The sequence below is a fragment of the Streptomyces sp. NPDC051018 genome (genome assembly GCF_044456085.1).
GTDB lineage: Bacteria > Actinomycetota > Actinomycetes > Streptomycetales > Streptomycetaceae > Streptomyces.
Genome location: NZ_JBITFN010000003.1, coordinates 424,215 through 435,553, shown reverse-complemented (window position 1 = coordinate 435,553; position 11,339 = coordinate 424,215). Strand labels below are relative to the sequence as shown.

At 73.9% G+C, this 11,339-nt stretch carries 10 protein-coding genes and 1 pseudogene; 6 read left to right on the top strand and 5 right to left on the bottom strand.

Annotated features, from left to right (window positions below):
• Nucleotides 1-278 precede the first annotated feature (278 nt).
• The 3 genes from ACIBCM_RS08280 to ACIBCM_RS08270 all read left to right on the top strand — a co-directional run bounded on the left by ACIBCM_RS08280 (nt 279) and on the right by ACIBCM_RS08270 (nt 1,786).
• Nucleotides 279-656: a DUF4440 domain-containing protein gene (locus ACIBCM_RS08280; protein ID WP_399241151.1), complete on the top strand. Its 378-nt coding sequence runs from the start codon at nt 279-281 to the stop codon at nt 654-656.
• 185 nt (nt 657-841) lie between these two features.
• Nucleotides 842-1,222 (top strand): VOC family protein, encoded by a 381-nt coding sequence (locus tag ACIBCM_RS08275; protein ID WP_399241150.1) that lies wholly within the window; start codon nt 842-844, stop codon nt 1,220-1,222.
• 72 nt (nt 1,223-1,294) lie between these two features.
• Nucleotides 1,295-1,786: a GNAT family N-acetyltransferase gene (locus tag ACIBCM_RS08270; protein WP_399241149.1), complete on the top strand. Its 492-nt coding sequence runs from the start codon at nt 1,295-1,297 to the stop codon at nt 1,784-1,786.
• A gap of 93 nt (nt 1,787-1,879) precedes the next feature.
• Here ACIBCM_RS08270 and secD read toward each other — a convergent pair whose 3' ends face one another.
• The 4 genes from secD to ACIBCM_RS08250 all read right to left on the bottom strand — a co-directional run bounded on the left by secD (nt 1,880) and on the right by ACIBCM_RS08250 (nt 7,430).
• Complete coding sequence (secD, locus tag ACIBCM_RS08265) at nt 1,880-4,174, bottom strand: protein translocase subunit SecD (RefSeq protein ID WP_399241148.1); 2,295 nt, start codon at nt 4,172-4,174, stop codon at nt 1,880-1,882.
• Between the two features lie 151 nt (nt 4,175-4,325).
• Nucleotides 4,326-4,745: a hypothetical protein gene (locus ACIBCM_RS08260; protein WP_399241147.1), complete on the bottom strand. Its 420-nt coding sequence runs from the start codon at nt 4,743-4,745 to the stop codon at nt 4,326-4,328.
• A gap of 238 nt (nt 4,746-4,983) precedes the next feature.
• A complete protein-coding gene (locus ACIBCM_RS08255) occupies nt 4,984-5,838 on the bottom strand; it encodes a hypothetical protein (protein ID WP_399241146.1) in 855 nt (284 codons plus the stop codon).
• The gene (locus tag ACIBCM_RS08250; RefSeq protein ID WP_399241145.1) at nt 5,823-7,430 is read right to left on the bottom strand and encodes a serine/threonine-protein kinase; all 1,608 of its coding nucleotides are present in this window, start codon (nt 7,428-7,430) and stop codon (nt 5,823-5,825) included. Before ACIBCM_RS08250 ends, ACIBCM_RS08255 begins: the two co-directional genes overlap by 16 nt.
• Before the next feature lie 170 nt (nt 7,431-7,600).
• Here ACIBCM_RS08250 and ACIBCM_RS08245 point away from each other — a divergent pair, with 170 nt between their 5' ends.
• Nucleotides 7,601-7,819 (top strand): hypothetical protein, encoded by a 219-nt coding sequence (locus ACIBCM_RS08245; protein WP_399241144.1) that lies wholly within the window; start codon nt 7,601-7,603, stop codon nt 7,817-7,819.
• Between the two features lie 295 nt (nt 7,820-8,114).
• Here ACIBCM_RS08245 and ACIBCM_RS08240 read toward each other — a convergent pair whose 3' ends face one another.
• Nucleotides 8,115-9,761 carry an IclR family transcriptional regulator C-terminal domain-containing protein gene (locus tag ACIBCM_RS08240; protein ID WP_399241143.1) on the bottom strand — a complete coding sequence of 549 codons (1,647 nt, stop codon included), beginning with the start codon at nt 9,759-9,761 and terminating at the stop codon, nt 8,115-8,117.
• Nucleotides 9,762-9,888: 127 nt separating this feature from the next.
• Between ACIBCM_RS08240 and ACIBCM_RS08235 the strand changes: the two are divergent.
• Together ACIBCM_RS08235 and ACIBCM_RS08230 are read left to right on the top strand one after the other, a co-directional pair.
• Nucleotides 9,889-10,679, top strand: a pseudogene (locus tag ACIBCM_RS08235) (CoA transferase subunit A).
• A complete protein-coding gene (locus tag ACIBCM_RS08230) occupies nt 10,679-11,338 on the top strand; it encodes a 3-oxoacid CoA-transferase subunit B (RefSeq protein ID WP_399241142.1) in 660 nt (219 codons plus the stop codon). Before ACIBCM_RS08235 ends, ACIBCM_RS08230 begins: the two are co-directional and overlap by 1 nt.
• The last annotated feature ends 1 nt before the right edge of the window (nt 11,339 follow it).

Here is an 11,339-nt window from a genome sequence, read left to right as displayed (position 1 = left end):
TCTGGAACGCGCTGCGAGCAATGGACCGTTACGACTCTGGCACAGGGAGCGACAGCTCGTAAGCCATTTGGCAACACTCGACAAGGTGGTGCCCCAGGCATATGCCATAGGCGCGGGTTAGCGCGTGTGTTCTGGTGATGATCAGCACTTGTGTACCCTGTCGGACCGCCTCAGCGGAAGGGGCATGTGCCAATGACACTCGTACTGCTCCGATGAATCGCTCACCCGAACCGGATACGCGTTGGACAGCCGTTCGTCTGTCGGGTGATTCTGGCGCGATGGACGACCATACGAGAAGGGCGGTCGAGGCCGCCGGGGCGGGAGAGCTCGCGCTGCTCGACCCCCGGGTGCGCGCCGATCCCCGGGCGGTCCTCGCGCTGCTGGACGCCGAGTTCTTCGAGTTCGGCTCGTCGGGGAGACGGTGGGACCGTACGTCGGTGCACGAGGCGGTCGCACCGGACGGCCGGGACGGCGAACCGGCCCCGGCCGTACGGGTCACCGGGCTGACCGGCGCCCTGGTGGCACCCGGACTCGTCCATGTCACCTATGTGTCCGAAACGGGTGGCCGCCGGGTCCTCCGCAGCTCCCTGTGGCGCGAGACGGCGGACGGCTGGCGCCTGTACTTCCACCAGGGAACACCGGCCGGACCCGCCTGACCGGAGGATCCGGGATCCGGTGCGCCACCGCGACGCCCCGTACCCTCACCTCGTACGACCCGAGGAACTCTCCCTCCCCAGGGACCGTGTCAACGCCCTCGGCCACCGGTGCCCGGCGGCCTGGGCGCGCTCCGGTCCTGCCCGGCCCCGGGGGCGGTTCCTCCCGTGACCGTGAAGGAGGCGCTGTGACCGGTACACCTCGGTTCACGCTCGCCACCGTGGTGCTCGACTGCCGTGACGCCCACGCCCTCGCCGGCTTCTACCGGCGGCTGCTCGGCTGGGAGTTCACGGCGCAGGAACCCGACTGGGTTCTGCTCCGCGACCCCGCCGGCGGGGTCGGGATCGCCGTCCAGGGCGAGGAGTGGTACGAGCCGCCGCGATGGCCCGAAGAGCCGGGCGCCCAGCGCAAGATGCTCCACCTCGACATCCGCGTCGACGAACTGGAGCCCGCGGTCCGCCATGCCGTCGCCCTCGGCGCACGGGAGGCGGACGTCCAGTTCCACGACGACGTCCGGGTGCTGCTCGATCCCGCGGGCCACCCCTTCTGCCTGTTCACCGACGCGTAGGGCCGCCGTCCGGCGGTGTGCGCCGGGCGGCGGCGAGTCCGGTGCGCGCACGGTACATGTAATACTCTCTACATGACTTCACCTATGACGGACCGCGATCCGGCGACGCCCGGGGACGGTGTCCGGATCGTGCGCGCGACCGCCCGTGACGCCAGGCGGCTCACCGCCATGGTGCGCGGCTCGCGTGCCTACGAGGGCCGGTACGCCTCGGTCGTCAGCGGGTGCACGGTGGGTCCGGACTACATCGAGGCCCACCCGGTCCATATGGCCGTCGCAGCGGACGGTGCCCTCCTCGGGTTCTACGCCCTGCTGCTGACCCCGCCCGAGCTGGATCTGATGTTCGTCGCGGACCCGGCGCAGGGCCGCGGCCTGGGCCGCCGGCTGATCGCCCATATGCTCGGCGAGGCCCGCCGCGGCGGGCTCACCTCGGTGCGTGTCGTCTCGCACCCGCCTGCCGAGGGCTTCTACCGCAGTGTGGGCGCCCGGCGGACCGGCACGGTCCTGGCCGACCCGCCCGTCGTGGCATGGGACCGGCCCGAACTCTCCTTCGCGGTCACCGGGTAGCCTCCGCCCCGGACGACGGCCGCGGGCCGGTGCGAGCCCGGTCCGGGCCGGCGTCGTACGACACCGGCCCGGACACTCCCCGAACCACCTCTCTCACACCACCGCGCCGGACTTGTCGCGCTTGACCGCCCGCGCGGGCCGGGCGGCGGGCTTCTCGGGCCGCCGGATCTGGAGCATCACCGTCAGCGGCATCGCCGTGAACACCGTCGACGCGATACCCACGACCACACCCGCCAGCAGCGCGATGGAGAAGTCGGTCAGCGAGTCCCCGCCGAGCACGGCGAGCGCGATCAGTACGAACAGCGCGCCCATGCCCGTATTGACGGTACGCGGCAGGGTCTGGGCGACCGCCTTGTCCGCGAGTTCGGGCCAGGCCCCGCGCGGCGAGGCCCGCCGCAGCTCCCGCAGCCGGTCGAGAACGACCACGGTGTCATTGACCGAGTAGCCGACCACGGTCAGCAGAGCCGCGAGGAACACACTGTCCACCGGCTTGCCGAGCCAGGCGAACAGGCCCACCACCAGTAGCACGTCCTGCACCATCGCCGCGACCGCGGAGGCCGCGAACGTCCAGCGGAACCGGATCGTGAGATACGCGAGCTGTGCGGCCACCGCGACCCCGAGCGCGATCAGCGCCTGGGTACGCAGCTCGCTGCCGAGACTCGGCCCGATCAGCTCGTCCCGCTCCACGGTCGCCTCGCCCGCGACCTTGCCCAGCGCCGCGCGGATCTCCTCCTGCTCCTGGTTGCTCACCTCACCGGTCCGTACCGTGATCCCGTCCTCACCCGAGGTCTGCACGACGGCGCGCGGGAATCCGGCGTCGGCGACGGCCTGGCGGGCGGTGTCCGCGTCGACGGTCCGCTCGGTGGCGTACTGCATCACCCGCCCGCCCGTGAACTCGACGCCGAACTCCAGTCCGCGCACCCCGATGCCCGCGAGCGCGAACAGCAGCAGCCCTCCGCAGACCGCGAGCCAGCGCCTGCGATGGCGCATCAGCCGGGGCGGGTGCTTCTCCAGCCGGGTCCGCAGCCGGCCCTTGGAGGTGATGCCCGTGACCGACGGCCGCCTGGTGACCCAGGAGCGCCGTACCGCCCAGTCCGCGAGCAGACGGGTGATCACCATCGCCGAGATCAGCGACGCCAGCACACCGATGGCGAGCGTCACACCGAAGCCCTTGACCGGCCCGATCGCGAAGACGAACAGCAGACCGGCCGCGAGCAGCGTTGTCACATGGGAGTCGGTGATCGCGCTCCACGCCTTGCTGAACCCGGTCCGCAGCGGCCGGCGCAGATCGGGGGTACGGGTGGTCGGCCGTACGTACTCCTCCCGCGCCCGTTCGAAGACCAGCACATTCGCGTCGACGGCGATACCGATGGCGAGGACGAAGCCCGCGAGCCCCGGGAGGGTCAGGGTCGCGTCGAGCGCGATGACGGCCGCGTACGAGATCAGTCCGTACAGCGCGAGCGCGATCGTGGCGAGCAGGCCCAGCAGCCGGTAGACGGCGATGATGAACAGCCCGGTGCAGACCAGGCCGATGACGGCGGCCAGCGCACTGGCCTTGATCGCGTCCGCGCCCAGGGTCGGGCCCACGGTGCTCTGCTCGACGGCGGTCACCGGGACCGGCAGCGCGCCGCCCTTGACCAGCGCCGCCAGATCACGCGCGTCCGCACTGTCGAACCCACCGGTGATCTGCGCCGAGCCTCCGGTGATACCGGCCTTGCACGGAACCGACTGCTCCATGCCGGGCGCCGACACGATCTTGTCGTCGAGCACGATCGCGACCCGGCGCGCGGGGTCGCCGGGCGCGGCACAGGCCGCCTCGCCGGTGATCCGGGCCCAGTCCTTGCCCGCGTCGCCCCGGAAGGACAGATCGACCGTCCAGCCGCGGCCCGTCTGGCCGTCGAAGGTCGCCTCGGCGTCCTTGACGCCGTCCCCGGTCAGCGCGGGCGGCCCGAGCCGGAGGAAACTCCCCGGCGCGTCGGGGTCGGGCAGCACCCGGGAGCCGTCCGCCGCGGGCGCGCTCCGAGGGCCCGCCGTGGCCTGCTGTACGGGGTGGAAGGTGAGCTGGGCCGTCTTGCCGATGACCTCGGCGGCCTTGCGCGGGTCCTGTACACCGGGCAGTTCGACGACGATCCGGTTGTCGCCCGAGCGGGCGAGCGACGGCTCGGCCACCCCGAGCGCGTCCACCCGCTGGCGCAGGACCTCCAGCGCGCGGTCGGTGGCCGCCGCGTCGGCCTTCACGGTGGGCGTGTCCCGGGTCTCCAGGACGATACGGGTGCCGCCCTTCAGATCGAGCCCGAGGCGCGGTGTGGTGGTCAGGGCGATGTACAGCGATACGGCGACGACGGCGAGCGCGGCGAGCGCGCGCCAGATCGTGGCACGAGAAGACATGAGTACTCCACGGGCAGCACACGGACGCGGGGCGTCCGTGGGACACGGAGGTCGTGCGGCGCGACGGCGCGCGGCACACGGGGGCTGAGAGCGCCGCCGCCACGACGGTCCCCGGGCATGCCGGAGACCGGTACGGCGGACGCCTGGAACGTCAGCTGCTCCGGGTGGAGGGGGGTGCGCGGGTGCTGCGGGGGCCGTACGGGCGGTGGGGCGGTGCCCGCTCCTGCCGGGGGCCCACCACCTCGCCGCGCAGCAGGGTCCGTTCGTACGCGAAGTCCACGGCCCCCGCGGGCAGCGGCGGCGCGGTCGGGGGACGGCTGCCCGCGTCGGTGGCCACCGCCTCGTGGACGGCGGTGACCGGGGTGCGCCGGGCCTCGTTCCGTACGGAGGCGGTGCCGCGCTGCGGGCCCTCGGCGCGGGCCGGGGAGGCCGGGGTCACGGCGACGGGCCCGGCGGACGAGGCACCGCCGGATGCCGGGGCCGCGCCCACGAGCGCCAGCAGGGTGACCCACACACCGAGCAGCAGGGACGGGAGGGCGGTCGCCGCGAGGAGACGTACGCGCTGGTGCACCGGTCCCCCCTTGTCGCCTGCTCCCGGGACCGTCCGTCCGGCCGCGGGACCGTCCGTGCGGACTGTCCGTCGGGACACAGCGTAGGCGACGGGGACGGTCGCCGGGCCGTGCGGCTCCGGATCGCCGGATCCCGGCCGTCCGGATCTGGCCGGGACCGTCCGGGTTCGTCCGGGAAGGGCATCCGGACGGCCCTCTGGCCGTGGCGGGCACCCGGCCCCGCCGGATCTCAGGGGACGCTCAGCCGCTGGACGCTTGGCCGCACCGGTAGGTGAAGCGGGTGGTGGCCCGGTGCGGCGACGGGGAGATGATCTCCAGCCGGGCGCTCGCGGACGAGAGTCCCTCGCCCCGGAAGGTCCACAGCAGATGCAGCCGCGTCTGCGTCTGGCCCCGCCTCAGCCGCTCCCGCAGGCGCCCCGAGGTGGTGCCGTCACTGCGCAGCCAGCGGTAGACGAGGGTGCCGGGCCGCCCGTCGGTGTCCACCACACCCACGATGTCCGCCGTGCTGTCGCACCCCAGTTCGCCGACGGTGGTGGTGACGGCCACCCGCTCCACGGCGATACCGGGGCCGTGACGCTGCCAGAGCAGAAAGGCGGTCACGGCGGCCAGCACCACGGCGGCCAGGGTGTACCGGCGCAGCCCGCGGCGGCGCCGGTGCGGCCCGGGACCGCCGGGGTGGCCGGCCAGGGTGCCGTGCCAGATCTCCGCGGTGGTGTGGTGGGGTGCCCGGCCGCGGTGGCCGAGCGCCGTCACCCCGGGGCCGAAGCGCAGGACCTCGCCCTCGACCCGGTCGGGTGCGGCCTCGGGCGGTCCGGCGCGAGGCCCGTCCGCCGCCGGTGCCGTCTCCCCCGGGGCCTTGCGCGTGCCCGGCCTCTCGAACCAGTGGCTTCCGAGCGCCGTCGCACTGTAGCCGTCGTTCCCGGGGGCGGGGAGTGCGGCTGAGGTCTCCCCGGCGAGGGTCGCCCCGGGCACGGCCTCCCCGGGCGCGTCGCCGGAGAGCCGCCCCGCCGGGTCGTCGTCCAACCGGTGGTCCCGGCCCTCGTGATCGTGATCGCGGCGGTAGGGGACCCGGGGATCGTTCATGTGATCACGCATGCGGAGAACTGCTGGGTCGAGCTCCCGTTCGCGGCGGCCGGTTCCGTCGCGGCCCGCACGGTCCGGTGGCACTCGGAGGGCTCCCGGTAGGTGTGGGAGACCGGGAAGGTGTAGCTCGTCGCCCCCTCGCGCCGGTAGTCGTACGAGCCGCTCTGGGTGCCCGGTTCTCCTTCGACACGGCTCGCGTACCAGGTGACCAGCACGTTCACGGGACCGGTCCCGTCCGTGGTGACCGTGACCGACGCGGTCGCCGTCCTGCCGGTCACCTCCGGAGCCGAGACGGACACGGCCCGCACCCTCGCCGGCGCTGATGGGGGTGTGCTCGGTTCCGGCGAGGCCGGTGATGCCGTCGGGCCGGTCGTCACCGCCGGCCCGGACGTGCTCGGCGCGGGCGGGGGAGTGGCGGGATCCGTCGCCGTACTGTCCGACGGGGACGGGACGGGGGGAGCTGATGGGGAGGGGGCCGAGGGGGCGGCCCCCTCCGACGGCCCTCCGGGCATCCGTGGCAGCCGCGCGTGGGGGTCCGCGGTGGTCGTCGCGACGCTCTGCGCGCTCGTCCGGGTCGAACCGCCCTGGCCGACGCCCGTGCCGAGGGCCACCAGCGCGGCGACGACCAGCGCGGCCACAGCGGTCAGCGCGCCCCGCAGGCCCGGGCTCCAGATGTCGCTCCAGCCGCCGCCGAGCGCCGTGGTCGCCGTGTCCGTCGTCCCGGCCGCCCGGCTCGCGGCCGAGGGGAACAGCAGCGGCAGCAGGGCCGCGAGCGCGGCGAGCTTCCGCTGCCCGCGCTCCTCCCAGTCGGGCCCGTACGCCGAGCGGGCGATCTCCTCCAGCTCCGCCACGAAGACCGCCGCGTTCGCGGGGCGCTCGCCGGGCGACTTCGCCAGCCCGCGCCTGATCAGCGGGCGCACCGGCTCGGGCGCCTGCTCGTGGGGGACCGGGGCGTCGATGTGCTGGAGAGCCAGCTCGGCGACGTTCTCCCCGGTGTACGGCTTGCGTCCGGTCAGGCACTCGAAGAACGTCGCCGTCGCCGCGTACACATCGGCCGACGGGGAGGCGGGCTCCCCGCTCCACTGCTCGGGCGCCATATACGCGGGGGTGCCCGCGACGCCGGGTGTGGTGCCGCGTCCCGCGGCGATCCCGAAGTCGACCAGCTTCGACGAGCCGTCCGCCGCGACCAGCACGTTCTCCGGCTTGTAGTCGCGGTGCACCACCCCCGACCGGTGTGCGGCGGCCAGGCCCAGCAGTGATCCCTTGAGGACCACCAGGGCGGCCTCGGGGCCGGTGGCGCCCTCCTGCCGGAGCAGTGCGCGCAGCGCGACGCCGTCGACCAGTTCCATGACGATGGCGGCGCCGTCCGGTGCCTCCACATACTCGTACAGGCCCACGACGTACGGTGAGTGGAGTGCGCCCAGCAGACGCGCCTCGGCCCTGAACTCCCGGACGAACGCGGCGTCCGACCGCAGTCTCCCGCTCAGATACTTGACCGCCACCGGAACGCCGGTCGCGTCGTGGACGGCCAGAACGACCCGTCCGCTGCCACCCGAACCCAGCTCCCGGGACTCCGTGTATCCGGGCACCGCCCACGCGTTCATCCCGCCCCCTCGGTGTGTCCCCCTACCGTGCGCGGTCGTGCCGCACGGTAGCCCACCTTCTCTCCCCAGCGCAGACACGATTGCGCCATGCCTCGGTTCCCCCGGGGGCTTCCCGGGGGTTCCCCGTCGCCGGGGATGCGTCCGGCCGCGTCCCGGGGCACGGTGGAGGCATGCCCCCGCACCCGCCGGTCATCGTCCACCCGCCGTCGCCCGGCGGTGGCCGCAGGGTGACCATCAACGGCCGGATCGCCGGACTCGCCCACGGCCGCGGAGAACTGGCCGAGCTGCTGCGCAGGGGCCTGGGGTCCCGGGACGAGGTGATCGACCTCCTCGACGGGGACCTGATCGAATGGCGCGGGGGCGGAGTGGACGACTGGCCTCCGCCGTAGGCGGGGCGGGCCCGCCGGTGCCAGCCGTACAGGTACGCGCCAGGCCCGGAGCCCGGCTCTCCGGCCGCACCGCCGAACCGCCCGCCCTCGTGAGCGCCCGTCATGAGCTCGGCGACTGACCCGTGCCGCCCGTTCCCGGTGCGGCGGCCCGGTCGCGTGCACCGGCTCCCGTGCCCAGCGGTACCGGCGGGGAGTACGGGGCCCTCGCGCCTTGCCCACCGGGTCCCGGGCATCCGGCCGGGAAGCGTGGTCCGTCCACCGGCGGCCGGGGGAGGCCCGGCGGGACGCGGTGCCCTCACACCGGGGGGATCCCGGTGAAGCGACCGGCGATATGAAGCTCCGCCTCGATCGCCGCGGCCGTCGACCGCAGTTCGGGCAGCACCTCCGTGAGGCACTGCTCCAGCGTCCGCCTGCTGCTGTGCATACCGACGTTGACCGAGGCGACCGTCCGTCCCCCGAGATCGCGCACGGGAACGGCGAGTGAGCGGAGCCCCTCCTCCAGTTCCTCGTCGACCAGGGCGTACCCCTCCCGCGCGACCCGGTCGACGATCTGCTCCAGCTCGGGTACGGAGGTGACGGTCCTCGGCGTCAGCGCGCGCCGTTCGCTGCGGGCGAGCAGCCGGGCGCGCTCGGCGGCGGGGAGCCCGGCCAGCAGGACCCGGCCCATGGACGCCGCGTACGCCGGGAATCTGGTCCCGATCCGGATGTCGACGTTCATGATGCGGGTGGTCGCGACGCGTGCCGTGTACTGGATCGCGTCGCCGTCCAGCACGGCCAGCGACGCCGAGTCGCGCACCCGCTCGGTGAGCGCGGCCAGATGGGGCGAGGCGATCTCGGAGAGCGTCAGACGTGACAGGGGCGGACAGCCGAGGCCCAGCACCGCCGGGGTGAGGCGGAATTCGCGGCCCCGTGACTCCGCGTACCCCAGGTGCTCCAGGGTGATCAGGGCCCGGCGGGCGGTGGCGCGGGCGAGCCCGGTGGCCCCGGCGACGGCGGTGAGGTTGAGCTCCGCGCGCCCCTCGCCGAAGGCGGTGATCACGGTGAGCCCCCGGGCCAGCGACTCCAGGAACCCCGCTCCCAGCTCCCGCTTCGAGGCGTCGGTCCAGTCCGCGAGGCCCCCGGGGGGCTCCGGCGCGGGCGGCGGCGGCTCGGCCAGCCGCCGCTCCATCTCCGCCACGGCCGCACGCGCCCGGGGCAGCAGGGCCTCGCGCAGGGAGCCGGCGCTGTGGCGGCTGGTGTGGCTGACGACGCCGAGCGCGCAGACCACCGTGCCGTCCGGGCCGCGCACCGGCAGGGCGAGGGTGATCAGGCCCGGTTCGAGCAGCTGGTCGTCGAGGGCCCAGCCCCGCCCGGCAGCCTCCGCCGCGCGCTCCTCGAACGAGGGCTCCCCGGGCCCGGTGGCGGGCGGCGGAGGCCCGGGGGAGACGGCCCGGCCGCGCCGCGCCCGCCACCGCTCCCACGCGTCCGCGTCCCACCCGGCGGCGAACACCGTCCCCTGCGCGGTGCGTTCGGCGGGCAGCGGATCGCCGATACGGAAGGTGAGCGACATGGCGCGCCGGCGGGTGGTCTGGTGGACGAGGCGGATCCCGTCACCGTCGGGCACCGCCAGGGACACCGACTCGTCCAGCTCGTCCGCGAGCCGCTCCGCCTCCGGCCCCAGCAGGCCCGGGAGGCGGATCGCGGCCAGATAGGCGTTCCCCAGCTCCATCAGCCGGGGTGCGAGCACGGCGGTGTGCCCCTCCAGCCGCAGATGGCCCATCAGGGCCAGCGTGGCCGTGATCCGGTCGACGGTGGAGCGGGCGAGCCCCGTGGCACGTACGAGATCGCCGACGGCCGCCCGGCCGCCGGCGTCGGTGATGACACGCAGCACGGTGAGACCGCGCGTCAGCGGTCCCACGGCCTCGGGGGGCGCCGTGTCGTCGGTGGGTGTCAAGGCGGCCATCGGCCCTCCGTACGGCTCATGAGGTGGTGTGCGCTCCGGCGCCCGTTGACAATACGTGGCCGTTGAACGCACACTCCGGGCATATAAATGAACTGTAGTTCATCTGACGAACAAGAGGAATCTCTCCATGGACAAGGTCAGGGCGAGCGCCGCCGACGCGGTGGCCGACATCGGGGACGGAGCCTCCCTCGCCGTCGGCGGATTCGGGCTGAGCGGGGTGCCCGGCACACTGATCGAGGCGCTGTTCGCCCGCGGGACCGGAGGATTCCATGTGGTCTCCAACAACTGCGGGGTCGACGGCGCCGGACTCGGCACCCTGCTCGCCGCGGGCCGTATCGCCCGGGTCACCGGCTCGTACATCGGGGAGAACAAGGAGTTCGCCCGCCAGTACCTCGCCGGTGAGCTGGAGGTCGAACTCGTGCCCCAGGGCACCCTGGCCGAGCGGCTGCGCGCCGGCGGCTGCGGTATCCCCGCCTTCTACACCCCGGCGGGCGTCGGCACCAGGTCGCGGACGGCGGCCTGCCCCGACGCTACGGCGCGGAGCCGGTGCTGAGCCCGCCCAAGGAGATCCGGGCGTTCGGCGGACTCGACCATGTCCTGGAGCACGCCATCACCACCGACTTCGCGCTCGTACGGGCCGCGAAGGGCGACCGCCTCGGTAACCTCGTCTTCACCAAGGCGTCCCGCAACTTCAACCCCCTGGCCGCGATGGCGGGCCGGATCACCGTCGCCGAGGTCGAGGAACTCGTCGAACCCGGCGAACTCGACCCGGACACCGTGCATCTGCCCGGGGTGTTCGTCCAGCGCCTGGTCGTCCTCACCCCCGCGCAGGCCGCGGACAAGCAGATCGAGAAGCGGACGGTACGCGCCGCGACGGCAGGCGCCGCCCCGGCCGTGAACGGAACGGTGACCGTCTGATGCCCTGGACACGAGAGGAGATGGCGGCCCGCGCCGCCGCCGAACTGACCGACGGCTCCTACGTCAACCTCGGTATCGGACTGCCCACACTGGTCCCCGCCTTCCTCCGCGAGGGGGTCGACGTGGTGCTCCAGTCGGAGAACGGCATCCTGGGCGTCGGCCCCTACCCGGCCGAGGACGAGGTGGACCCGGACCTCATCAACGCGGGCAAGGAGACCGTCACCGTACGGCCCGGAGCGGCGTACTTCGACTCCTCGCTCTCCTTCGGCATGATCCGCGGTGGACACATCGACACCGCGATCCTCGGCGCCATGCAGGTCTCCGCCGGCGGGGACCTCGCCAACTGGTCCGTACCCGGCAGACTGGTCAAGGGAATGGGAGGCGCCATGGACCTGGTCCACGGAGTCCGCCGGGTGATCGTCCTGACCACCCACACCGCCAAGGACGGCGCCCCGAAGATCGTCGCCGAGTGCACCCTCCCGCTCACCGGCACCGCCTGTGTCCACCGCGTCATCACCGACCTCGCCGTCCTCGACATCACCGGCGACGGACTCGTGCTCGCCGAGACCGCGCCCGGAGTCACCCCCGAGGACGTACGTGCCAGGACGGCCGCGCCCGTACACGTCCCCGTGCCTGTTCCCGCCGCGCAAGGAGCCTGAC

Coding starts and splice junctions, on each gene's coding strand:
- ACIBCM_RS08280 (WP_399241151.1), top strand. CDS start 279: ATGGACGACCATACGAGAAGGGCGGTCGAGGCCGCCGGGGCGGGAGAG.
- ACIBCM_RS08270 (WP_399241149.1), top strand. CDS start 1,295: ATGACTTCACCTATGACGGACCGCGATCCGGCGACGCCCGGGGACGGT.
- secD (WP_399241148.1), bottom strand. CDS start 4,174: ATGTCTTCTCGTGCCACGATCTGGCGCGCGCTCGCCGCGCTCGCCGTC.
- ACIBCM_RS08255 (WP_399241146.1), bottom strand. CDS start 5,838: ATGCGTGATCACATGAACGATCCCCGGGTCCCCTACCGCCGCGATCAC.
- ACIBCM_RS08250 (WP_399241145.1), bottom strand. CDS start 7,430: ATGAACGCGTGGGCGGTGCCCGGATACACGGAGTCCCGGGAGCTGGGT.
- ACIBCM_RS08245 (WP_399241144.1), top strand. CDS start 7,601: ATGCCCCCGCACCCGCCGGTCATCGTCCACCCGCCGTCGCCCGGCGGT.
- ACIBCM_RS08240 (WP_399241143.1), bottom strand. CDS start 9,761: ATGGCCGCCTTGACACCCACCGACGACACGGCGCCCCCCGAGGCCGTG.
- ACIBCM_RS08230 (WP_399241142.1), top strand. CDS start 10,679: ATGCCCTGGACACGAGAGGAGATGGCGGCCCGCGCCGCCGCCGAACTG.